The sequence below is a fragment of the Terrimonas pollutisoli genome (genome assembly GCF_029360765.1).
Lineage (GTDB): Bacteria > Bacteroidota > Bacteroidia > Chitinophagales > Chitinophagaceae > Terrimonas_B > Terrimonas_B pollutisoli.
This window is the reverse complement of sequence record NZ_JARKNA010000018.1, coordinates 67,539-89,785: the sequence shown is the minus strand read 5'-3', so window position 1 is coordinate 89,785 and position 22,247 is coordinate 67,539. Positions and strand designations below refer to the sequence as shown.

Annotated in this window: 22 protein-coding genes; 12 read left to right on the top strand and 10 right to left on the bottom strand. The window is 41.1% G+C overall.

Annotation, left to right across the window (positions count from 1 at the left end; genetic code table 11):
- The first annotated feature begins 135 nt into the window (after positions 1-135).
- The 6 genes from mqnC to P2W73_RS21640 all read left to right on the top strand — a co-directional run bounded on the left by mqnC (position 136) and on the right by P2W73_RS21640 (position 4,671).
- The gene (gene mqnC / locus P2W73_RS21665; RefSeq protein WP_276504200.1) at positions 136-1,281 is read left to right on the top strand and encodes a cyclic dehypoxanthinyl futalosine synthase; all 1,146 of its coding nucleotides are present in this window, start codon (positions 136-138) and stop codon (positions 1,279-1,281) included.
- A gap of 12 nt (positions 1,282-1,293) precedes the next feature.
- On the top strand, positions 1,294-2,610 hold the full coding sequence (locus tag P2W73_RS21660) for a tetratricopeptide repeat protein (RefSeq protein WP_276504199.1): 1,317 nt from the start codon (positions 1,294-1,296) through the stop codon (positions 2,608-2,610).
- Between the two features lie 3 nt (positions 2,611-2,613).
- A complete protein-coding gene (locus P2W73_RS21655) occupies positions 2,614-2,934 on the top strand; it encodes a DUF3817 domain-containing protein (protein ID WP_276504198.1) in 321 nt (106 codons plus the stop codon).
- Between the two features lie 241 nt (positions 2,935-3,175).
- Positions 3,176-3,613 carry a VOC family protein gene (locus P2W73_RS21650; protein WP_276504197.1) on the top strand — a complete coding sequence of 146 codons (438 nt, stop codon included), beginning with the start codon at positions 3,176-3,178 and terminating at the stop codon, positions 3,611-3,613.
- Between the two features lie 117 nt (positions 3,614-3,730).
- Complete coding sequence (locus tag P2W73_RS21645; RefSeq protein ID WP_276504196.1) at positions 3,731-4,153, top strand: MarR family winged helix-turn-helix transcriptional regulator; 423 nt, start codon at positions 3,731-3,733, stop codon at positions 4,151-4,153.
- Between the two features lie 2 nt (positions 4,154-4,155).
- Positions 4,156-4,671: a GNAT family N-acetyltransferase gene (locus P2W73_RS21640; protein WP_276504195.1), complete on the top strand. Its 516-nt coding sequence runs from the start codon at positions 4,156-4,158 to the stop codon at positions 4,669-4,671.
- Between the two features lie 21 nt (positions 4,672-4,692).
- Here the strand turns inward: P2W73_RS21640 and P2W73_RS21635 are convergent, their stop codons facing one another.
- Together P2W73_RS21635 and P2W73_RS21630 are read right to left on the bottom strand one after the other, a co-directional pair.
- Entirely contained in the window at positions 4,693-6,213 is a 1,521-nt protein-coding gene (locus P2W73_RS21635) for a PorV/PorQ family protein (protein ID WP_276504194.1), read from the bottom strand.
- Positions 6,214-6,224: 11 nt separating this feature from the next.
- Complete coding sequence (locus P2W73_RS21630; RefSeq protein ID WP_276504193.1) at positions 6,225-7,508, bottom strand: toll/interleukin-1 receptor domain-containing protein; 1,284 nt, start codon at positions 7,506-7,508, stop codon at positions 6,225-6,227.
- Between the two features lie 42 nt (positions 7,509-7,550).
- Between P2W73_RS21630 and P2W73_RS21625 the strand changes: the two genes are divergently transcribed.
- Positions 7,551-7,874 carry a hypothetical protein gene (locus tag P2W73_RS21625; protein WP_276504192.1) on the top strand — a complete coding sequence of 108 codons (324 nt, stop codon included), beginning with the start codon at positions 7,551-7,553 and terminating at the stop codon, positions 7,872-7,874.
- Positions 7,875-7,958: 84 nt separating this feature from the next.
- Here the strand turns inward: P2W73_RS21625 and nagA are convergent, their stop codons facing one another.
- On the bottom strand, positions 7,959-9,059 hold the full coding sequence (nagA, locus tag P2W73_RS21620; protein WP_276504191.1) for an N-acetylglucosamine-6-phosphate deacetylase: 1,101 nt from the start codon (positions 9,057-9,059) through the stop codon (positions 7,959-7,961).
- A 114-nt stretch (positions 9,060-9,173) separates the two neighbouring features.
- Here nagA and P2W73_RS21615 point away from each other — a divergent pair, with 114 nt between their 5' ends.
- Positions 9,174-9,497 carry a DUF4157 domain-containing protein gene (locus P2W73_RS21615; protein ID WP_276504190.1) on the top strand — a complete coding sequence of 108 codons (324 nt, stop codon included), beginning with the start codon at positions 9,174-9,176 and terminating at the stop codon, positions 9,495-9,497.
- Positions 9,498-9,586: 89 nt separating this feature from the next.
- Here the strand turns inward: P2W73_RS21615 and P2W73_RS21610 are convergent, their stop codons facing one another.
- On the bottom strand, positions 9,587-10,288 hold the full coding sequence (locus tag P2W73_RS21610; RefSeq protein WP_276504189.1) for a response regulator transcription factor: 702 nt from the start codon (positions 10,286-10,288) through the stop codon (positions 9,587-9,589).
- A 9-nt stretch (positions 10,289-10,297) separates the two neighbouring features.
- Positions 10,298-11,917 (bottom strand): sensor histidine kinase, encoded by a 1,620-nt coding sequence (locus P2W73_RS21605; RefSeq protein ID WP_276504188.1) that lies wholly within the window; start codon positions 11,915-11,917, stop codon positions 10,298-10,300.
- Between the two features lie 138 nt (positions 11,918-12,055).
- On the opposite strand from P2W73_RS21605, the gene P2W73_RS21600 reads away from it, so the two are divergent.
- The 4 genes from P2W73_RS21600 to P2W73_RS21590 all read left to right on the top strand — a co-directional run bounded on the left by P2W73_RS21600 (position 12,056) and on the right by P2W73_RS21590 (position 15,877).
- The gene (locus P2W73_RS21600; protein ID WP_276504187.1) at positions 12,056-12,847 is read left to right on the top strand and encodes a GLPGLI family protein; all 792 of its coding nucleotides are present in this window, start codon (positions 12,056-12,058) and stop codon (positions 12,845-12,847) included.
- A 326-nt stretch (positions 12,848-13,173) separates the two neighbouring features.
- The gene (locus P2W73_RS26555) at positions 13,174-13,353 is read left to right on the top strand and encodes an SMODS domain-containing nucleotidyltransferase (protein ID WP_369127535.1); all 180 of its coding nucleotides are present in this window, start codon (positions 13,174-13,176) and stop codon (positions 13,351-13,353) included.
- Positions 13,354-13,634: 281 nt separating this feature from the next.
- Complete coding sequence (locus tag P2W73_RS21595) at positions 13,635-14,240, top strand: SLATT domain-containing protein (RefSeq protein WP_276504186.1); 606 nt, start codon at positions 13,635-13,637, stop codon at positions 14,238-14,240.
- Positions 14,241-14,548: 308 nt separating this feature from the next.
- Complete coding sequence (locus P2W73_RS21590) at positions 14,549-15,877, top strand: ATP-binding protein (protein ID WP_276504185.1); 1,329 nt, start codon at positions 14,549-14,551, stop codon at positions 15,875-15,877.
- A gap of 445 nt (positions 15,878-16,322) precedes the next feature.
- Here the strand turns inward: P2W73_RS21590 and P2W73_RS21585 are convergent, their stop codons facing one another.
- From P2W73_RS21585 to P2W73_RS21565, 5 genes are all read right to left on the bottom strand, one after another.
- The gene (locus tag P2W73_RS21585) at positions 16,323-16,637 is read right to left on the bottom strand and encodes a hypothetical protein (RefSeq protein WP_276504184.1); all 315 of its coding nucleotides are present in this window, start codon (positions 16,635-16,637) and stop codon (positions 16,323-16,325) included.
- A gap of 165 nt (positions 16,638-16,802) precedes the next feature.
- The gene (locus P2W73_RS21580; RefSeq protein ID WP_276504183.1) at positions 16,803-17,870 is read right to left on the bottom strand and encodes a creatininase family protein; all 1,068 of its coding nucleotides are present in this window, start codon (positions 17,868-17,870) and stop codon (positions 16,803-16,805) included.
- A 322-nt stretch (positions 17,871-18,192) separates the two neighbouring features.
- The gene (locus tag P2W73_RS21575; RefSeq protein WP_276504182.1) at positions 18,193-18,462 is read right to left on the bottom strand and encodes a hypothetical protein; all 270 of its coding nucleotides are present in this window, start codon (positions 18,460-18,462) and stop codon (positions 18,193-18,195) included.
- Positions 18,463-19,032: 570 nt separating this feature from the next.
- Positions 19,033-20,076, bottom strand: a complete 1,044-nt coding sequence (locus P2W73_RS21570) for an LIC11966 family surface protein (RefSeq protein WP_276504181.1) — start codon at positions 20,074-20,076, stop codon at positions 19,033-19,035.
- A 28-nt stretch (positions 20,077-20,104) separates the two neighbouring features.
- Positions 20,105-22,204, bottom strand: coding sequence for a carboxy terminal-processing peptidase (locus tag P2W73_RS21565; RefSeq protein WP_276504180.1), 2,100 nt, complete (start codon positions 22,202-22,204; stop codon positions 20,105-20,107).
- Positions 22,205-22,247 lie beyond the last annotated feature (43 nt).

Genomic DNA, 22,247 nt, shown 5'->3' with positions numbered 1-22,247 from the left:
TAAATTTAGTTGTTTGGCCTGCTAAAACAAAACCGTTCATCTTATTTCTTGTTATAGCGTTGTATTTTTGCAGGCCGGTTTACCTGAAAGATAAACACCGGTATATTTTCCAGGCAGCGTGTAAAAAAAATGAAAATGGAATTACCTGATCTGTTGGCCCGTGCATCGAAGTTTGAGTTTCTATCTGTAGAGGAAGGTGTTTATCTCTATCATCATGCGCCACTTACTGACCTGATGTTTGTGGCGGATGAACTAAGAAAAAAACAGGTGCCACATGGTAAGGTGACCTGGCAAATCGACCGCAATGTAAATACGACCAATGTTTGTATTGCCAACTGCAAGTTTTGTAATTTTTTTCGCATTCCCGGGCATGCCGAAGCCTATATCACCGAAATGCCAGTCTACAGGAAAAAGATTGAAGAAACGCTAAGGTATGGCGGCGACCAGCTACTGTTGCAAGGCGGCCATCATCCTGAACTTGGGCTGCAGTTTTATGTTGATACGTTTCGCCAGATAAAAAATGAATTTCCCACCATCAAGTTGCATGCACTCGGACCACCCGAAGTAGCACATATTACCAAGCTCGAAAAAAGCCGGCCGGCCGGCAAGGCAGGTACGCATAAAGAAGTGCTGACGGCATTGAAGGAAGCTGGCATGGATTCATTGCCGGGAGCCGGTGCTGAAATATTGGTAGACCGTGTACGCCGCCTTATTTCGAAAGGAAAATGTGGCGCACAGGAATGGCTCGACATTATGCATGAGGCCCATAAACTGAATATCACTACGTCTGCCACCATGATGTTCGGCCACGTGGAAACCATTGAAGAACGGTTTGAGCACCTGGTGAAAATAAGAGAAGTGCAAAGCCGCAAACCGGCTGATGCAAAAGGTTTTCTTGCCTTTATTCCCTGGACCTTCCAGGATGTAGACACCTTGCTGGCAAAGATCCGAGGCGTACATAATCTCACAACGGCTGATGAATATATCCGCATGATCGCTTTAAGCCGCATCATGCTGCCCAATATAAAAAATATACAGGCATCGTGGCTGACAGTGGGCAAACAAACAGCACAGGTATGCCTTCATAGTGGCGCTAACGATTTTGGCTCCATCATGATTGAAGAAAATGTGGTGAGTGCGGCCGGCGCCCCGCATCGGTTTACCTATAAAACTATTCAGCAGGCCATTCGTGAGGCCGGCTTTGAACCACAGTTGCGCAACCAACAATATGAGTGGAGGGAAATTCCGGAAACGATAGAAGAACAGGTGGTGAATTATTAAACCCTATTCTTTGTGGCTAAAAAGAACAATTTTTTTATTACCGATGCCGACAAAGAATGGGTGCATGAAAACTTTACATGGCTGAAAGAATTTTATGGTTATCCCGATCCTGATTTTTCTCCGGTTCTTTTTACACAAGAGTTTTTCCCCAATGCCATTGGACAAAAATCAGCAGCGATTGAACCCCTCATTAGGGATCTCTGCAATTTGTTTGTCATTGATCCAACTATTATTTCTTTCAACGTAGAAGAAGATATAAGAGATTCGCATGGAACTCCCTATGAAATACAAGGAAATCCATTCGAGTGTGAGCTTGAGGTAATATCAATAAATTCGAATCCTCATTACAAATTACATTTCTCAAAATCTCTTTTAAATAATCCAAAGCGACTGGTTTTTAATTCTATATTCCATTTTATCCAGATCAAAATGGGAGGTACAGATAGTGAATGGATAGGAAATGAAGAATATCACCTGCTGTTCTACCTCATAGGGATTTACACAGGATGGGGACTGATCCTTTCTCAAACAATGACTGATGTCGGGATGGAAACCGATGGATTCTGGGAACGAAGCTGGAAATATATCTCTCCCATGCCCATACCTGTTATGGCGTATAGCCTTGCTCTGCACAGCGATATGACAGAACAAAAAAGGCCAGACTGGGAAAAATTTTTGCCCACTGAAATAAGAAATCAATTTCAAAAAGCGATTGAGTATATCGGTAAAGAAGGTAACCCTGCTTTCAATAAGCAAGAATTAATGGCTAAAACTTTATTTAAGCAGGCACAAAACGAGTATGATGCAAAAGATTTTGATTCTTCAATTGAAACTTATCAAAAATCTCTTTTCCTTACCGCAGATACACCCTTGATAGCTACAATTTATAATAACATCGGTTACAATTTGCTCTGGAAAAACGAATTCGCCAAAAGCATTGAATACTTTAGAAAGGCATTCGAAACAAACCCGGAGTTTGCGTATGCATATGACAATATAGGATTTGCATTCATTATGCTAGGAGATACGGACAGCGGAAAACATTACCTTACCCTTGCATTGGAAACAAATAACAATGACCGGGCTTATTCTTACAGGAACCTCGCTTTATATCATCAAAAAAGAAAAGAAACAACAAAAGCGAGGGAATATTTTCAAAAGGCTATGGATAATATTACTCAGCCGGTTGACTTTCTGGAATATTATTATGCCCGCTTTCTTTTTGAACAAGGCGAACATCAGCAATCTTTACAATATTTAAAAATAGCAGTAGAAAAAGAAGAACCCCTCGCTATTCAATGGACAAATGAACTTAATAAAAACATATAGTTAATGAAATCAACAAAAACATACAATTGGTTTAGAAAAATCGCATTGGCAGAGGGTGTTTCCTTTCTTGTTTTATTATTGATAGCAATGCCATTAAAATATCTCGCAAACTGGCCAATAGGAGTTACGATCATTGGTGGCATACATGGCCTTTTGTTCGTTGCATTTGTAGTAATGGCATGGGAAGTGAAGAAGGAGTTTAAGAAAGACTGGGCATGGTTATCCAGGTCATTTATTGCTTCTATTCTTCCGTTCGGCACTTTTGTGATGGATAACAAACAATGGAAAAAGGAAGAAACAATCGCCGAAGGAACCGTCGCCTGATGAGTTTATAGTTTAACCGGGTAATTCCAATTTAATCCATAAAAAAAGAGATAAGCAGTGCCGGGAGCCCAATTCCCGGCATTGTCGTTTTTAACCCTCTAAAATGTCGCCATCACCATCGCTGTTACAGTTTGCCCCTCTCTAAATTTGATCGGCGGAGCGACTAACCGAAACAAGCGGGTAGTATTCCTGATTATAAGCCTTAATTTGAACTAAATTCTTAACTATTAAAAATGATTGTATGGCAAAAATGAATCCTTATCTCAATTTTGATGGCACTGCGGAAGCCGCATTTAATTTTTATAAATCTGTATTTGGCACCGAGTTCCTTGGTGGGATACACCGCATGGGTGATGCACCCGGCTGCGGAGAGCTGCCGGCTGAAGAAAAAAACCGCGTCATGCATGTGTCTTTGCCTATCAACGACAGCGGCGACATCCTGATGGCTTCTGATATCATTCCGTCTGCGGGTCATAAATTGAATGTCGGCAACAATGTATACGTATCGCTTCACCCGGTGAGTAAAGAAGAAGCTGACAAACTTTTCAATGCATTATCGGCCGGAGGCGAAGTGGAGATGCCGATGGCCGATATGTTTTGGGGTGATTATTTCGGCAGCTTTACCGACAAGTTCGGCATCAAATGGATGATCAACTACAGCAAAAGCCAGGGAAACTAACTATCACTGAAAAAACAAAATTTTTGAAGGAGCCGCGACACCGGCTCTTTTTTTATTTATGGGCGGGTTACCGTCTGATTTAAAAAATATACATTACAGCATTAAATGCCAGCAACAATGCAACCGCAGAAATTACCTATTGGGTATTGGATAAAAGAAGCTGATAATCTTTTGACAGCGGGAATAGATGCCATTCATTCCAATACAGGCATTACACGAACCGGCTGGCAGGTGTTAAACAGTATTCATGAAAATGGTTCTCTTCAAAAGGCGGCTTTATTCAGTCTTTTGAGTCCATTTGCAAATGAGGAAGGCCTTGAACAAATTTTATTGAAGCTTGCCGACGACAACTTGATTGAAGTAAAGGACGATATTCTGTTTTTAACCTCCGAAGGAAAAAAATTGCACCAGCAATGTTTTGAACAACAAAAGACTTTTCGCCAAAAAATCATGTCTGGTATTACCGAACAGGATTACCAGGTAGCGGTTCTGACCATGCAAAGAATTGTAGAGAATCTTAAAGTACAACAGCCAGGTTGATTATGAAAGGTTTCAACTTCAATCCATTCCCGGTTTTAGAAACGGAGCGGCTTTCACTGCGACATTTAAGATCCGATGATGACAATGAAATTTTCTTCCTCCGGTCTGATGAACGGGTATTGAAATACCTGGTGGCTCCAAAAGCTAATAATATTGAAGACGCCCGGGCATTTATCCGCAAGATTATTGACAACGATTGTGTATACTGGGGCATTTGTTTAAAAGATCAGCCACAACTGATCGGCACCATTTGCTTCTGGAACATTGCTAAAGGAAATAAAAAGGCCGAAATAGGTTATGTGATGCATCCCGACTTCCAGGGTAAGGGACTTATGTGGGGAGCGATCAGCAAAGTGATACTATATGGATTTGAACAAATGAAACTTCACATCATAGAAGCCATTCTTGATCCCGAAAATAGCCGGTCGGTAAAATTGCTTGAAAAAAACAATTTTGTTTATGACAGGCTGGAAGAAAAAGCTGCCGTCTATGTGCTGAAAAATCCTTTGCCGAAGTAAGGCTGAAAAAATGTTGACTTGCTAAAAACTAAAAGAAAAACCACCGTACAACCTTCCATTCAATACTCCTGATTTACCTTTTCTTTTTTCATTTATCAAAAAATCATTGTCATCAATATAAGCAAGGCGGAAGTGTTTTAGTCTTATGGCAAATGAATAACTCAATTGCTTCACTGCGATGCCGGCGGAAATCAGGGCATCGTTAAATGGAACATAATTGACACCGAAAGCCGCATCATAAAAATCATCTTCGGTAAATAAAAGATCGGCGCCAAAGTTGAACCGCTGCCATTTATAGCAAAGCCCGAGACCAAAAGAACGTTGATTTTGCAAAGGGATATTTTTTTGATCAGGTGCGAATGCCTCCGCGTGCAATTTTGCACCTGCAAGGTTCATGGCATTAAGACCAATCTGAAATGATTTAGAGACTTTATACAATATTGAAAAATCAACATCAAATTTTTGTTCCTTTATCGTGCTGTCAAAAAATTCTCCGAACGTTCCGGGCTGTACCTGAAGGGAATCCGGGATGGTAAAATCCTGCCATAGCGATTTTACAGAAACCCCAATGCTTATCTGATTATTTATCTTATACGCCGGGCTAATATATACAGCATATTCTGTTAATTTCATTTTTACTGAATCAATCCTTGTAGGACCATTTCCGTTATCAGGATCATCATTATAAAACACAGTACGGAACTCATCTTGCGTTGTAAAAATAGCCCCACCGCCCATACTAAATTTATCTTGCAGTTTAATAAAACCTGAAAGCTTCGCATTGTTTTTTACATTGGTCGATAAACTAATGTTATGGTATTTTTTATTGCTTACCATCGCAGCAGGGTTCCAAAAAACGGTTTCTGATAAGTCACGATTGGGAGAAAAATTAAATCCTGTATTCCCACTATGAAATAAAGGGGAGGCAAAAAGAAATTCTCCATAATTTATTTTTCCGGGCACCAATGTTACTGCCCGAAAAGTTCCTCCGGCAGCAATAGGACCAGCGGCTGCGAGTGTAGTCAACAAATTCAACAACGCAGGTGTTCCAGCCACAGCCGTTGCATTTCCTAACTCACTCAATTTTACATCAGGCTGCTTCATTACGACATTTAAAACACTATCTGCTTTAAATGAAGACAACTCCACTTCTTTACAATTTTTTTCTACCATCCATTTTTTGATCGTTACGTAGGATTTGCTGTCATCCCTGTTTTGCCGGTCCTGGTCCTCGGAAATAAATATTCTTTTTACCATATCCTTACAATTACTGCAGCGGGAAATGAGATTAATGTTCACCTGCTTGTCCTGCAGTTTTTGCAGATCTGTTTTGGTATTAAATTCAAAATAACCCGAAGGACTCGAGGCCGTAATGGCGGACCGGGATGGCATAAAAGTGGGAACCACCACTACGTTTTCAGCACCCTTGGTAGAATTAGGAGTTTGATTGATGCACCTGATCCTTCCTTTTATGATCAGGTCCTGGCTGGTTGCAGCATCATACAATAGCAGGAGCATTGCGAGGTAAAAAAATTTTTTCATGATAAGATTGTTTAATGATTTATCGGATTCAATACAAAGTCAACATCCCTGATCTCCGGCGAATTGATGCGGATGGCTCTTGTTTTGTCTTCAAAACCTTCATGGGTAGTGGTGATCGTTATCTCATCGCCAAGTGTATATTCCTCAAGCCGGAGCGTATAAGTTCCATTGGAAATAGAATGCGCAACATACCTTGTTCCGTCGACATTAATCTCCACATCACCGATGGGTGTTTCATTCGCTCTTTTCACCTGGCCGGAAATAAATACTACCGCCGTAAGCGGTAAGGTCAGCTCAATAACACCGGAGCGATTCATGACCGTATCAAACTGCCTGGTGGCATAGCCCGGGCTCGAAACTTCGATTTTTATCTTGCTTTCCGATGCTCCGGCAGGAATACCGGTAAATAATGCCTGTCCCATTTTATCGATTGATTGGTTGCGGATATATTCTTTCAGGTAAACTTTTACATCGCCTTGCGTGACAGGATTTTTCTTTTTATCAAAAACCCTGATGGTTATTGTTTTCACAGCATCACGATGAGGAAGATAAAAGCCACCGAAAACTGTAAGTACTACGCCTACAATAGGACCGGCAAGCTTAAACTTTGTATTGAATTTTTCTCCTCTCAGTGTTGCGTAGGAGTTCATCACGCCAAAGATGACCGCACTGGCAGCTATTCCAAAAACGATTAGAATGAGATAAAAAACCCGTTGATCCGCCTGGTCATTTACCTTGCCCTGTATAAAATTTAAATAATAGTAAATGGCGAATAAGGAAACAATAAACCCGATGACAGCAATCGCAATATATCCTTTAGCGGCGGAGGGATTGATCAGCTTTTCGTTTAACTTCCATTCACTGGCTTTTGGTTTATCTTCGGAAACTCCCTTTTTTGTTTTATTCTTTTGAATGATTTGCTCAATAGAGCTAAATAACAAAGGCAACTCATGATGGTCCAACTCGCCTTTCCAATCCATCAGCAGTGCAGCTTCGGTTCGTTTGAATGCAAGCGGGAGGGGAACATTTTCTAATAAAATAGGAACCAATTTGCCCGCCTGTAAGGCTTCATTTGCTTCATTCTTTACCCACTCCGATGCCACGGAGCGTTTAGTCCAGATCACAATAACACAAAATGCAGCGGTCAGTTCTTCTTCGATCACCGTATCAAATGGCCGGCCATGTGGTATATCACGGTCCCACCAAACGCTCCAGCCATGCCGCTCCAGCAGCTCTGCAATTAGTTTTACATTGGTTTTATCCTCACTCGAATAGCTAATAAATATATCAGCCATAGCGATATTTTTTTCAACGGCTATTGATCAACAACAAAACCGGTGGCGGAAAATTTGCGTTGCCATCCAAATCATCGTGTCATTTATACAACCGGAATGTTGTTATATAATGCTACTATTGCTGGCGAGCCATGGTGGTGGGTAGAAGGACATATTGAAATTACAACATTAATTTCAATACAGAATACCACTAACCGTCTATTAGCGTATTACTCATGGATGATCAACAGCGCAAAATTCTTAACTTTCGGCTACATACCGCTTTACTTCTATAACCGGATCAACCTGGTCAACAAGACTTCTTCACGTATCAATCTTTATTGCAGTTTCGATACCGTCCGCACTCAATTTAGTCGGCTTAATTAAGGTGGGGTAAACTAATATTCACAATAAACCTCTTTTATGAAAGTATTCATCAGTCATTCCTGGTCATTATTTACCAAAATCGTTTCAATCTATTAATTGAACAACATCATTCTCCTGATTTAATAAAACCATTTTAGCCCGGTAGCCTTTTTCAATCTTTCCTAATTCTTTATCCAGGCCCATCACTTTTGCCGGGTAGAGGCTACACATTTTGAGAGCTTCGTTCAGCTCTATGCCTGCATGATTCACTAAATTTTGTATAGCTTTTACCATCGTTAAAGCTGAACCACTTAATATTCCACCCGCTTCATATTTATCACCAGCCAGGTAATGCTGGTACCCACCTTTGTCGGTCGTCGTTACCGCATCCGTTATAAAAAATAATCTTTCCTTCATCACTTCTTTAGCAATGCGGATAGCTGCATAATCAACATGGTGACCATCTGGTATAATGCTGGACATTACCTTCCCGTGATCCATAGCTGCCCCTACCAACCCCGGCGACCGGTGTTGCAAAGGGCTCATAGCATTGTATAAATGTGTGACAGTGGTAATTCCGTTTTCAAAACTATGAATAGCCTGCTCATAGCTGGCATTGCTATGTCCCGCTGAAATAACAACGTTGTACGAAAGGATCAAATCGATTACTTGCTGGCTGCAGACTTCGGGAGCCAGTGTAATCATTTTGATCACCCCTTTTCCATATTCCAGCAGATCCTTCACCTGTTGTACAGTGGGTGAATGAATCAGTGATTCAATGTGTGCCCCTCTTTTTACCGGGTTGATCCAGGGGCCTTCCAGGTGAATACCCAACACTCCCTCTCCACCCTGGTTCCAATAATCCCGGATTGCATCAATAGACTGGTGAAAGACCTTGTAGGCATTCGTAGCAACAGTTGGCAGGCAATAAACCGCTCCACCTTTGCGGCAATATTCATTCAGTTTAAAAAGGGAGTCAGCTTCCGGGTATACAGCCAGCAATTTTTCATAAGCACCATAAATCTGCAAATCAATAAAAGCCGGAACAAGCGAGCCACCAAAGTGTTCAATTTTTATAGAATCGGGCAATGATGAAATGGGCTCTACCGCGGTTATCCTATCCCCTTCGCTTAATATCGCATGGTCACGAAGCCATATCTCACCGTTAAAAATCCGTGTTGCCGAAACTGCTTTTGCTAATGCCATGCCTGCCCGATTTTTTGGATTACAAAAGTAGAATAGTCCAGTACAAAAAAATCAATCGGCAACCATTGTTGACCTTAGTGCATCTTCATATGTGCAAAGCCTTTCACTAAAATTTTGTTGACACCTTACCATATTAAAGAAAAATCATTTATCGCCAGGCTGGCTGCGTTAAAACTGGGCAGCAAAAAGGTCGCTATTGTGATCGGCAAGACTATTCACCTGCATAACACTTGCCGGGAGGAATTTTTGGAGAACAAAAATTGGCTGCTTCACGAGCTAAAACATATTGAGCAGTTTCAACGGTATGGATTCATTCGTTTTATTTTTCTATATACCTGGGAAAGTATTCGTAATGGCTACACGAATAATAAATATGAGATAGAAGCGAGGGAAGCAGAGGCCCCCTCCAAACCTCCCCCCAAAGGGGAGGCTTGCTAACCCACAAAGCCTGCTTCCTTAAAATTCTTTATGATTATTTAAATACTTCTTCGCAAAGCGAGGTAAGAGCGATGGTGGTCCCGACGTTTTTATCGGGATCGGGAGGGGGCCACAAACCGGTAGCCTATTCCCTTGATCGTGATAATTTCCAATGAAGGGTCTTCTTTTAAATAGCTTCTGAGTTTGGTGATGTAAACATCTAAATTGCGGGAGTTGAAAAACGAATCATTTCCCCAAAGCAAATTCAGGATGTCCTTGCGGTCAATGATCTTGTCCCGGTTTTCGTATAATAACTTCAATAATTCATTCTCCCGGTATGACAGCTTGCGATCCTCTTTCCCATTACTGAGTAGCTGGCGGTTCAACTGAAAGTTATACCTGCCTATCATCACTGAGTCTCCCATGATTTTTTGATTCGGTGCCGCTTTATGCCGCAACGCATGTTGTATGCGGACAATCAACTCTTCCATGCTAAAAGGTTTGCGGATATAATCATTGGCGCCCAGTGTAAACCCTTTTACTACATCTTCGGTTTGAGTTTTCGCCGTTAAAAAGATGATCGGCACTTCTTCATTCAATTCCCTTATTTCATCGGCAATGGCAAAACCATCTTTATTGGGCAACATTATATCCAGCACACAAACATCCGGAAGAACTTTTTTAAATGCTGCTGTCGCTTTGGCGCCATCGCTTTCCATCACCACTTCAAAGCCGCGGCTTTCAAGGCTTTCCTTAACTATTTTCCCAAGGAATAGCTCATCCTCAACGTAGAAAATTTTTGTTGTCGCCATTTATATTTTTTATGCGTTAGCTGTTTTCGGTAGTCGGATGGTGAACGTGCTTCCCAGGCCTTCGTGACTATTCACATCAATTGAACCATGGTGACGCTGAATCACCTTTGCCACATAGCTTAACCCCAAACCATGTCCTTTTGCATTGTGTGTATCACCTGTCGGCACCCTGAAAAATTTTTCGAATATTTTCTCCCGGTATTCGGCCGGGATACCGATACCATTGTCTGTTATTTTTAACTCAATCACATTTTCCTGTTCTTTAATATCGACCTGTATGGCAGTATTGCCCTTACTATATTTTAAAGCATTGTCCAGCAGGTTAAATACAACACTTAGCAAATGTGTGCGATCGCCTTTGATAAGCAGGTTGCCTTCGGTATTCACAACGATCCTGGCATTGTATTTTTCAAGTTGCAACCGCAATGATGCCACCACTTCGTTCACCACTTCTTCCAGGTCAAACAATTCATACTTTAACTCCATCTCTTTGTTTTCGAACATGGAAAGTTTTAGAACCTTATCAACCAGCAATCCCAATCGCTGCAGTTCATTCTGTGAAATGTCGAGGTATTCCTTTGTTTTGCTGGGATCCTGCATAGCATTAAAATTTTTTAACGCTTCAATGGCCACAGCAACGGTTGCAATAGGCGTTTTTAATTCATGGGTAATGTTACTAATCAAATCATTTTTTAATTGAGCCAACCTGTGTTGACGCAAAAGACTCCGGTATAAAAGAATAAAAGAAGCAACGGTCAGACCTACCAGGAACACAGAGAAAAGAATAGGTAACGATATTTTTTTGAGCAAAAAAGAAAAAGCATTCCCCAGCTGAATTTTGTAGCCTGCGAAACTATCCACAGGTGGAGCCCTTCTAAAAAAATCTTCTTCTAAGGGAAACGTTTCGGGTCGATACGAAATGGTGAATGGAACAGCCAGGTTTTGCTCCTGCAGTTTTTTGCTGAAAACTGAACTGATTTTTTCTACGGGTATCGAGTCAGTAAACAGCGAGTCAATCCTGATCCTGAAATTATCCCCGTCACCTGTATTAAAATAAATAGTGCTGGGTCCGGATCTACTTTTACCAATGCTGTCCTTTGCTAATGTACCTGCTACGCTAATTTCACGCACCTCATCTTTTTTTGCCTGGTTTTGAGGCAGTGATGGATGATCCGTTACGACGATCATTTTATCAATTGTCCGGGGTTGCAATGAATCAAATATGACTCCAGGTTTTCCAGAGCTGTCCTTCTTCCGAAATGCTGCGTCTTTATTTAGTGAAATAAAAACATCCTTTTTCCCTTTCGATGAATCCCGTAACAGCTGCTTATTGAGAATATTCAAAACCCGTGCGGTGCGGGGCGGATTGCGTAAAGCGACCTCATCACCATCCAGTGATCGTTTACGGAATCGGGTTTTTACCGAACTATCTTTCAGTACGTCTCTTAATTTATTTTGCAAAACAGAATCCTGCATATCCCGGACCGTTTCGCGGAAAAGTGATTGCACTCTTATTTCAACAGACTTTTGTTCCCGCTTATAATTATCCCTCAGCCAGTACACCTGGAAGCCGGTTATCACCAGGATAACCGCACCCATCAAGATTGCCAGCCAGCGAAGTCTGTTCATACCATTTAATTGCTGTACAAATGTAATTGAATGCTGGCCGCATTTTAAACCGCATTAACCTTTATTAACCTTAATGCAAGGCTGGTTAACCGACTGTGTTTTCCCTGTATAGTAGCTTCGGTTTAAAATCAACTACAAATGAACAAGATAGTTTTTTGTGTACTGGCAATGTTTTCCGTGGCCAGCTTGCAGGCACAGCAAAAAGAAGGTAAAGTAATATACCAGCGAACCGTCCAACTACAAATTCGGATTGCAGATGATGCTGGTCCTGAACGGGAAATGCCCAGGACCAGGACCGATAAGTTTGAAATGGATTTTGCCAATAGCCAGATGATCATCCGGCAAATGGAAGATGAAATGCCCGAAGAAAATCCGGGAGGTGGAGGAATGATGATTCGTGGTTTTGGCGGCGGCGCCGATGATGTCACATTCTGTGATCTTGAAAAATCAAAAAAAGTGGAGCTCCGCGAATTCTTCGATAAAAAATTTTTGATCACCGATAGTATTCGGCGGGGTAATTGGAAACTAACCGACGAAACAAAAACCATCCTGGATCATCTCTGCCGCAAAGCCACTTCGCAACGAATCGGCAAAAGAATGATGATGTCAATCGACAATGGAAAAATGGTGCGAAAGGAAGTTGATGATACATCCGCCATTGTGGCCTGGTTTACTACGGATATCCCGGTTTCTGTTGGTCCCGAAGTGCAGGGGCAATTACCGGGTCTTATTTTAAGCCTCGAAACCAACAACGGAAGGACCATACATACTGCAGTGGAAATTTCTCCCAAAGCAGATATTGCTGCCATCAAAGAACCAACCAAAGGAAAGAAAGTAACTCCGGATGAGTTTATCAAAGAAAGAAATAAGATGATGGACGAAATGCAAAAAAACAACCAGGGCGGAAATTTTAGAGTACGAATGGATTGATGATAATAAGCTTTAAAGAGAGGGTGTCGGGAAACTGACACCCTTTTTTGCATGCATCCAGGACTTGCGAGGATCATACTTTTTCGCCACACAGTTTTATCATGCATCTGTCGAAAAAGGGAACTGATGTGACGATGATACAAAAATTGTATATCCGCTGGATAATTTACTATTAAAGTGAATTGTATTTGCGCTACTTTTATGAATAGCGTTTTTGTGGCTAAGTAGCTTGAAAAGAGATAATTGAAAAAATTGTGTATTAATGTTAGTAACGTATTTTACATACGAGCACATGTTGTGTGTCATGCTAAAAAGACCCTAAGACTATGAGCATTTCTAACTGGTTTGAAACCTTCAATAATAATTTGAGAATGTCGACCGATATCGTTGACAAAATCACCTACCGATACAAAAGAATTACAAAACAATTGAACAAAGACTTTTGGAATACTGACTTTCATATAAGATTTGTAAGTTTTTTCAATAGTTGTTTTAACCGCCTGTAACAAAGCAGATTGGCCATTGACATGGAATGTACCAATTGGAGGCTTATTAATTGACACACTTGCATATAACTTCATGAAAGACTACCAATACAAAGGTAAATCGTACACTTACTTTGATTGGATTAGTAGAGACTTTTTTGAATATCTGAAAAATCAAAGCGAAACTCAACAATACTGGTTAGCTGTTGGTAGCAAGCAATACGTCTATACTAAAGGCAACTTTCAGTATAAAGCTTTACGGTGTTATAATATTTCTCGTGAAGCTATTGAGAAAGAGAAATATGAAACTACAGCAAAATCTAAATGGAGAGAAATTTATGGAAAAAAATTCCCCTTATAGCGATTATGAATTATTAGACTCTCAATTGCGAGAGAATTATGGTAAAATTGTTTACTCTCACAAAACACAGGAGAAGTGTGCAGATATTTTAACAAGGAGAAACAATCAAATCAAAAATGCTCAAATTATTTTGGCTGCATTAATTACAACAGGTTTACTAGTTCGTGTATTTAATGGACAGCAATGGGCATTAATCGTCAGTACGATTTTATCTGCAATCCAATTTGGCCTAACCAGCTTTTTGAAAGAATATAATTTAGGCGAAACAATCCAAAAGCATGTGACAGCGGCACTTGAATTGCTTGAAATACGAGAACGATACTTATCGCTTTTGACAGATTTGAAAGCAAGACTTGTTACACCAAGTGAAATAATATTAAAACGTGACGAGTTGCAAGGTGAGCTAACCAAAACATATAAAGGTTCCCCAAGAACATTTAGTAAAGCCTATGGAGATGCACAAAAAGCACTTAAAATAAACGAAGAGTTGACATTTAGTGATGCAGAAATTGACAATTTTTTACCATCGCCTCTACGTAGGACATAAGTACGAACACACAACAAAAGTATTTGCATAAGCATTATAAACCCTTAAAGAATGTCGACCGCTTCAACATTAAACTTAAAAGATAATCTTCAAGATAAGTTCGTCGCCTTTCTTGATGTAATGGGATTTAGCAATTTCGTTAACAGAGGTAATACAGATAATTTAGAGTCTTATTCCGGTTGAAAGAGACGAAGTATATGATGAGATTTTTGAGCAAGCGGAAAATTTTAAGAAGAACAGAATGGCAGATTAGCCTACGCTAAACCCGGCATTCCGCCTTTTGAGGAACAAGACATACAAAAAAAACAATGCCCGAACAACAAAACATAGAATACAAACAAAGCTGGCATGATGATTACCTGAAATGGATTTGTGGATTTGCAAATGCCAATGGTGGCGTTATTTATATCGGTAAAGATGATAATGGCAATGTGGTTGATGTTCCCGATTACAAGAAATTGATGGATGATATACCCAATAAGATCAGGAATGCAATGGGTATTACCGTGGAAGTGAATCTGCATGAAGAGCATGGAAAGCATTTAATTGAAGTCATTACACAGCCCTACTCTGTCCCCATCTCGGTAAGAGGCAGGTATTATTATAGAAGTGGAAGCACCAAGCAGGAATTGACAGGAGCGACACTCAATGAATTTCTTTTAAAGAAATCCGGTAAAACATGGGATGATGTTGTTGAGCAAAGAGCAACGTTTGATGATATTGATGAAAAAGCAGTGAAGACATTTCTTGCTGCTTCTGAAAATGCTGGTCGCCTTCCTGAAAACAATCATGGACTTAGCATTCCTGAATTATTTGAAAAGTTGCGGCTTACTGAAAACGGTCAATTGAAAAGAGCAGCCATTATTTTATTCGGCAAAGACCCCGGCAAATTCTATCCGAACATTTTTGTAAAGATTGGACGGTTCGGACAAGATGATACAGATATAAAATTTCAGGAAACAGAAGAAGGGAATTTAATTGTACTGCTGCAGGCAGTTTTAAATCAGCTCAATCATAAGTTTCTTATCCGTTCAATAGAATTTGAAGGGATACACCGAATTGAAAAAGGCGAATATCCTTTACCTGCTCTTCGTGAAATGTTATTGAATGCACTGGTGCATCGCAACTACATGGGAGCACCCATTCAAATCCGTGTGTATGACGACAAAATAAGTATCTGGAATGAAGGCACTTTACCAGAAGGTCTGACATTAGCTGCATTGAAACGTTCTCATTCTTCAAGACCGAGGAACCCAATAATTGCAGACGTTGCTTTCAAAGGAGGTTACATTGACGCATGGGGTCGTGGTACTATCAAAATTCTGGACACCTGTAAACAGGCCGAATTACCAGAACCCGAAATGCAGGAATTGGATGGAGGATTCAGTATTACGCTTTTCAAAAACATCTTAACAGAGGAACAGTTGAAAAAGTTGGGGCTTAACGGCAGACAGATAAAAGCAGTTTTGTTTGTGAAAGAGAAAGGAAAAATAACTAATAAAGAGTATCAGGATATTTTGGGTGTAGCAAGGATTACCGCTACAAGAGATTTGCAATCGCTGGTAAAAAAAAGAATTTTGAAGTCGTCAGAAACAAAGGGTGCCGGCTCGTACTATGAATTAGGAATTGCACCATAATTGCATCAATTGCATCATAATTGCACCATAATTGACTCAAAAGGCTCATGAACGGCTATAAAATATTTCGTCCAACCGGGGTCTCCCTTTACCACAATCAGACTCTGTCTCACCGGGGTTTGGCCCAAGCCAACCCCGGTGTATAAGCCTCTACAACAATCGGTAATCAAAAGGCTCATAACCTCCCGCCAATCCGGGTTCATAGAATGAAGCACTGCTATGTTCATATTCGGTGTAATCTTTTACCAGGTTCCAATTACCACTCACAGGATTTCGATGTATATATTGAAGCTTCTGGTTAAAAAATTTTGATTGTAAATGCCTTTGGCATCAAAGGAATCTGTAAACACCTTATGCAATTGGCTCTTTTTCTTTTCTCTTTCGGTCACAGCACCGGCAAGATGATTCAATATGGTTGTTTCATTTAACTGCTGTAACCGGTCTACTATTTCATAAGCCCTGCCTGCCTGCCGGCAGGCATGAACCGCTTAGCGTTTCCAATTATCTTATTGAGATTAAACCCTGCTTCGGGGAAATAGAGTATCATATGCACATGATTCGGCATGATTACATAAGCTACAGTACCATAGCCCTGATCCTTTAAATAGTCAAACCATTTATACACCAGGTCATATCCTTTTACCTTATCGACTAATGGTAACCAGTTGTAGCAAGTAAATGTGCAGAAGTAGAAGAGGGTACTGTCATCCTGTTTCCGCCGTATAGCCATTTCTAATTCTAAATATATGAAGAGTCTCACTCGCCGGGGGTTGGCTTGGGCCAAACCCCGGCGGGACCGCTTACTTTTATTGAGAATTGGGGAGACCCCGCATGAACTGAAAGTCCTCAGCAACACTCAACTGCAACAGAGAGATTCGCGGAGAAAGAAAATCTACAATCGTCTTTACAAATACTTATCCCTCGATTATTTTTTCCGGGTGAGAAGATAATCCACACTTTGTAAATTGGCATAGACATGATTAATTTTTCCTGATGAATTGCTGAAAAATATCATCTCACCAAACAGGCCAACAAAAAATTTATTGGGGCTACGAAAAAACAATCTTCTGTCGGGCTGACCGGGTTGTTTGATCCAGAGATAATCGTCTCGCCAAACAATACTCAATTCTTTTTCACTTGAGTCAACATAAGTGCCTACAAAAGCAGCGGGGTCAAAAGTATTTACCTTGGGTACTGATGCAATTCTCAGTTTTTTCATATCATCCCGGATACCTTTAATATACCATTCAACAACCACTTCTCCTTTTTCCCTGGTTGCAAGTGTTGCATCGCCATAAATTCCCAAAGGGTGATAAGTACCTCTTCCTTCCGGGGTTGGTGACCATGGCCCGGATTTTTCGATGGTTGGAATTTCCCGGGCGGCTTTAGTCATATCAACAGTTGTGGGAGCCATGTATAGCATCATGGATGTTTCAATTTCATCGGCGTGTGTGCCTTCGGGTTGTTGCCTCACTTTTAATTCTGCATCTTTTATTAACGAAAGCGGGTCGGAGTACATCATCAAAATGCCCATGTTTGCCAATTGCTCCGCTGCAATTTTGAGTGGCATGGTAGTTGAAACGCCAGAGTTCAGGATGTAGAATCTCTTTGGACCTTGTCTTGAAATGATCCAGCAAAGGTTTACCAGCATATCCACACTTGTTTCGATTGAAAGAGAAGTTGAGCCGGGATATTCTATAAAACCGGGATAAAAATTATAGTTGATAGTGGGATATATAATAGCTCTTTCTTCCTTTGCTATTCGTTGAGTAAGGTAATCGGTGATTAGCCAGTCGTTTTTCAGCAACAAGTGTGGTCCATGTTCTTTGGCGGCTGCACCTAGTGGAATTACCACCAGGGTAGAGTCATTTAAAAGATTTTTCGCGTCAACCCAGGTTTTATCTTCGATGAAAATGGATTTATAACCGGGTTTGGGTTGAGCAATAGCAGTTACCGTGTAATGGAATAAGAATGCCAAAACGAAGATTCTCATAATATTTGGGTTATAATTTCAAGTTGACTTTCCTCAAACAGGAATACGACTATTCACCTGTACAAAGTACAACAGGAAGTTGTCAATGCAGTGGGAGTTGCAGTAAAATTCTTCGACCTTCTAATTTTTGTCCTTCCGGGGTCTCCCTTTACCACAATCAGACTCTGTCTCACCGGGGTTTGGCCAAGCCAACCCCGGTGTATAAGCCTCTACAACAATCGGTAATCAAAAGGCTCATAACCTCTCGCCAATCCGGTTTCATAGAATGAAGCACTGCTATGTTCATATTCGGTGTAATCTTTTACCAGGTTCCAATTACCACTCACAGGGTTTCGATGTATATATTGAAGCTTCTGGTTAAAAAATTTTGATTGTAAATGCCTTTGGCATCAAAGGAGTCTGTAAACACCTTATGCAATTGGCCCTTTTTCTTTTCTCTTTCGGTCACGGCACCGGCAAGATGACTCAATAGGGTTGTTTCATTTAACCGCTGTAACCGGCTTAGTATTTCATAAGCCCTGAACCGCTTAGCGTTTCCAATTATCTTATTGAGATTAAACCCTGCTTCGGGGAAATAAAGTATCGTATGCACATGATTCGGCATGATTACATAAGCTACAGTACCATAGCCTTGATCCTTTAATTAAATAGTCAAACTCCGCCCGGACGACCGGTCGGACGGGCATTTATACACCAGGTCATATCCTTTTACCTTATCGACTAATGGTAACCAGTTGTAGCAAGTAAATGTGCAGAAGTAGAAGAGGGTACTGTCATCCTGTTTCCGCCGTATAGCCATTTCTAATTCTAAATCTACGAAGAGCCTCACTCGCCGGGGTTGGCTTGGGCCAAACCCCGGCGGGACCGCTTACTTTATTGAGTATTGGGAGGACCCCGCATGAACTGAAACTCGTTGATGGCGGAAATGCCGCGGATAACAAATTGGCCGAATTGGCCACCAAATAACCGAAATGACCGTTGATTGTCCGTTAAATGTCCGGATAGAATTGGCTTAGTTGGCTCACAATGGGCTCAAAGTTGGCTCAAGAGATAATTGATTGGCCGAATTGGCCGCAGATTGGCCGGAAATTGGCCACTTGTGCAACGAATGCATCATGAATGAAAACTTTTCATTTCAAAATATTGACATCTTTTTTTAACTCTACCTCCGTTGCATCGGCACATGATTATCGAGGTATTTTTTTACCGCATTATTCCAGCCATTCAGGAAAGTTTCCCGTTCTTTATTCAGCTGGTTGTTCAGCGCATTAAAATTATGGGCAGCCGAATTGATATCATTCACCGCTTTGTTAAACTGGTCAATATCCTGCTGCGTTCTTTTAGCGCCGGGTTTTGAATCAAACTGTTTCTTGAGTTTTGCAAAACCTTCTTCTTTCAGATAAAAATCAGTGAGCGAAGTGCTTTTCTTTGCTTCATCCTTATAAAAATTGAGCATATTTCTGCAGGCAACGATCAATGAAGGATCGCTGTTATGGCCTTTCATATCCTTTAATTTCTCCAGTCCCTGTTCGGCGAAACTTTCGAGTGAATTAAAATTCTGCTCAATGCTATTGATGTTTTTCTGATTCATCGCATCCATCAGGTAGGCTTCCTGTTTGTAGGGTTTAAAGAAAATCAAATAAACTTCATTATAATGTTTCATCACCTGGCTGGCAATTTTCATTTTTGCTTCTGTTTCTGTTTCTCCATCCACCAGGGTAACATTATGCCTGGCAGCAAATTGTTTTTGCACTTCCACCTGGCGGCCCGAAGCCTCCTGCAATTTTTCGCTGGCTTTCTCCTGCGCCAGCATATAAGCTTCCATCAGGTCATAGCTTTGCTCGGCTATTTCTTCCATGTTGACGATCTTGCCATAATCTTCGTTGAAGACACTGTTTAACATTTTCAGGTAGGCGACCGTTGTATCCTTTAAACTTCTGTCACCCTTATAAGGTGGCATGCCCATGATGGCAAAACGGGTATCACTGATTGCCTGCAGCACTTCCTGTCTTCTCTTTTCTACTTTCCTGGCGCTTTTACCATGCGACATGCCACTGAGATAAAGCATATATTTTTCTGTCAGTGCCTGCCTGGCTTTTCCTATATGCTCCATATATTGAACAGGTGTTTCAAAGGTTTGCGCCATCGTTTTTGTAGCAGTCATGCATAAAAGAATAAACACGGCAACACTGGTTCTTAATTTCATGTTCGTTGTTTTTGACGGTTAAGGTTTGTTAGTTTTTAGTTTGTTGCAAAAGAATGAGGTCGGCTAATACAGCGAATGTTTCCTGTATATAAATATCATCAGCAATCGATGTTAACCAGCCGTTATTTATCTCCCTGGCGTAAGCAGTAGTTGACAGCAAAGTCTTATCAAGGCTGTGATTATCTACAGTAAACAAATTAGTTTTCGCAGCGGTATGGCCTTTAATGGCATTCAACTCTTGTTCCCGGAGTTTTACCCATTGCTCAAAAGCGTCCGCTTTCAATGGAATGGTTTCGGTTTTGTTGCGACGGCTGCGTATTGCCCCGGTGATCTTTTTTATATCCTGGAATTCAGGAGAAGCATTTACCCTTTCCTGGCTTTTTTTCGCCACCTCAGCGGCAGGCAAAGATGTCAATGGTTTATAATAAGCATTCTTCGTCACCTTATCGGCCATTAACGCATAGGGTAAAAATTTTTCCCTGTAATCCAGTCCGTCAAACGCATCCGGTAATACGATATCAGGAGTGACACCATTTAACTGCGCCGTTTCGCCGGAAAGGCGATACAATTTACCCACCGTGACTTTGACAATATCTTTTGTACTGGCTGTTTGATTTGGTTTGCTGGTGATGGTGTCCAATACCATCATTTGCTGCATCGTGGCTTTACCAAAGGTGCTGCTACCTACGATCAGTGCCCGGTTATAATCCTGCAGGGATGCGGCGAGTATTTCAGATGCAGATGCACTTTGGCCATTTACCATCAAGGCCATTGGACCATTGTAGATAGTACCGCGGTTAGGATCCTTCAGGTACATCACTTTATCTTGCCGTTGTTTTTCGCCCATTATTGGTCCTTCATCTACAAAGATGCCGATCAGCTGCAGCGCTTCACCAAGAGATCCGCCTCCATTGTAACGGACATCCAGTATCAAGCCGTCAATATTTTCTTTTTTCAATTTCACTATCTCCTTGGCCACATCATTGGCACAACTGGAACCGCTTTCGTTTTCCCACTGCGTATAAAAAGCAGGCAACAAAATATACCCGATCTTCTTTGTTCCTTTTAATACAAATCCCTTCACTATGTTTTCTTCATTCTCCATTTTTTCTTTCCGCAGCAATACGATTCGTTTGGTACCATCTTTTTTTCGAAACTCTAATACCAGCCGTTTATCATCAGCCTGATCCAGGATATCATATACATCTTCCAAACTTAATCCGGCTACTGTTATAGCTTGCTTGCCTTCCCATTGCAGACTCAACAGTTCATCACCTTCATTCAGATCTCCGGATTTCCAGGCAGGGCCGCCCGGCGCCAGTTTTTGGATCACGATCTCACCTCTTTCCGTTTCATCAAAACTAAGTCCAAACGAAAGAGCTTCAGTGCTGAGCTCTTCTTTAAATTTCTCCTTCTCTTCCCTGGAAAAATAATTGGTATGCGGGTCGAAACCCATAGCGATCGCATTGAGGTAGAGTTGAGAAACATAATCCGAAAAACCGGCAGGATGATCCAACATCTTTTTTAAGCCCTTGATTTCAGCCAGCTTCAGCCGCTCTCTTATTTTACTCTCCGATTGAGCAATAACATTTTTCAAATTTGCATTTCCATTACTATCCGCTTGCGCCATTTCATACAGCTGGTTCAGCGCTTTATATTTCAGGTATTTTGACCACCGTGCGGAAAGCGCCGTGATATCAGCGGCGAAGTTGAAAGTTTCGTCTCTTGAACTCGTGATGGTCTCATTAGCGGAAAAATCAAATGGTTTTTGCAACAGCTTATTGATAATGGAGTCTGCCCTGAGCAAGGATCTTTTATAAATTGCTTCAAACAGTTTCAGGAACGCCCAGCCGTTTCCCTGCAACTCATCATCCAGCCTGGTGGCAAACGCAGCCAGGCTTTTATACTCAGGCTCTGTAAACAGGAATCTGCGCCTATCGGCCATTTTTAAAACAGAACGAAACAGAGCCACGGAGAAACTATCATCAACGGGACGTGGTGAGATATGATTTAATTCAATCATCCGTTTCACCACAATCGCTTTGGCTTGTACGGGATCCGTTTGAGCAAAAATGCACGAAGAATAGAATAGCAGGAAAGCAAGGAGTGCCGGACAAATCTTTCTCATGAGCAGGGTGGTTGAAAACGGTCCTAAACTAGCTAAAGTTTTC

Bases quoted from the DNA above. Each gene is read 5' to 3' on its own strand.
- P2W73_RS21640 (WP_276504195.1), top strand. From the start codon at position 4,156: ATGAAAGGTTTCAACTTCAATCCATTCCCGGTTTTAGAAACGGAGCGG.
- P2W73_RS21610 (WP_276504189.1), bottom strand. From the start codon at position 10,288: ATGGCGACAACAAAAATTTTCTACGTTGAGGATGAGCTATTCCTTGGG.
- P2W73_RS26555 (WP_369127535.1), top strand. From the start codon at position 13,174: ATGAGCATTTCTAACTGGTTTGAAACCTTCAATAATAATTTGAGAATG.
- P2W73_RS21580 (WP_276504183.1), bottom strand. From the start codon at position 17,870: ATGAGAATCTTCGTTTTGGCATTCTTATTCCATTACACGGTAACTGCT.
- nagA (WP_276504191.1), bottom strand. From the start codon at position 9,059: ATGGCATTAGCAAAAGCAGTTTCGGCAACACGGATTTTTAACGGTGAG.
- P2W73_RS21630 (WP_276504193.1), bottom strand. From the start codon at position 7,508: ATGGCTGATATATTTATTAGCTATTCGAGTGAGGATAAAACCAATGTA.
- P2W73_RS21650 (WP_276504197.1), top strand. From the start codon at position 3,176: ATGGCAAAAATGAATCCTTATCTCAATTTTGATGGCACTGCGGAAGCC.
- mqnC (WP_276504200.1), top strand. From the start codon at position 136: ATGGAATTACCTGATCTGTTGGCCCGTGCATCGAAGTTTGAGTTTCTA.
- P2W73_RS21570 (WP_276504181.1), bottom strand. From the start codon at position 20,076: ATGAAATTAAGAACCAGTGTTGCCGTGTTTATTCTTTTATGCATGACT.
- P2W73_RS21590 (WP_276504185.1), top strand. From the start codon at position 14,549: ATGCCCGAACAACAAAACATAGAATACAAACAAAGCTGGCATGATGAT.
- P2W73_RS21600 (WP_276504187.1), top strand. From the start codon at position 12,056: ATGAACAAGATAGTTTTTTGTGTACTGGCAATGTTTTCCGTGGCCAGC.
- P2W73_RS21635 (WP_276504194.1), bottom strand. From the start codon at position 6,213: ATGAAAAAATTTTTTTACCTCGCAATGCTCCTGCTATTGTATGATGCT.
- P2W73_RS21595 (WP_276504186.1), top strand. From the start codon at position 13,635: ATGAAACTACAGCAAAATCTAAATGGAGAGAAATTTATGGAAAAAAAT.
- P2W73_RS21655 (WP_276504198.1), top strand. From the start codon at position 2,614: ATGAAATCAACAAAAACATACAATTGGTTTAGAAAAATCGCATTGGCA.
- P2W73_RS21565 (WP_276504180.1), bottom strand. From the start codon at position 22,204: ATGAGAAAGATTTGTCCGGCACTCCTTGCTTTCCTGCTATTCTATTCT.
- P2W73_RS21605 (WP_276504188.1), bottom strand. From the start codon at position 11,917: ATGAACAGACTTCGCTGGCTGGCAATCTTGATGGGTGCGGTTATCCTG.
- P2W73_RS21645 (WP_276504196.1), top strand. From the start codon at position 3,731: ATGCAACCGCAGAAATTACCTATTGGGTATTGGATAAAAGAAGCTGAT.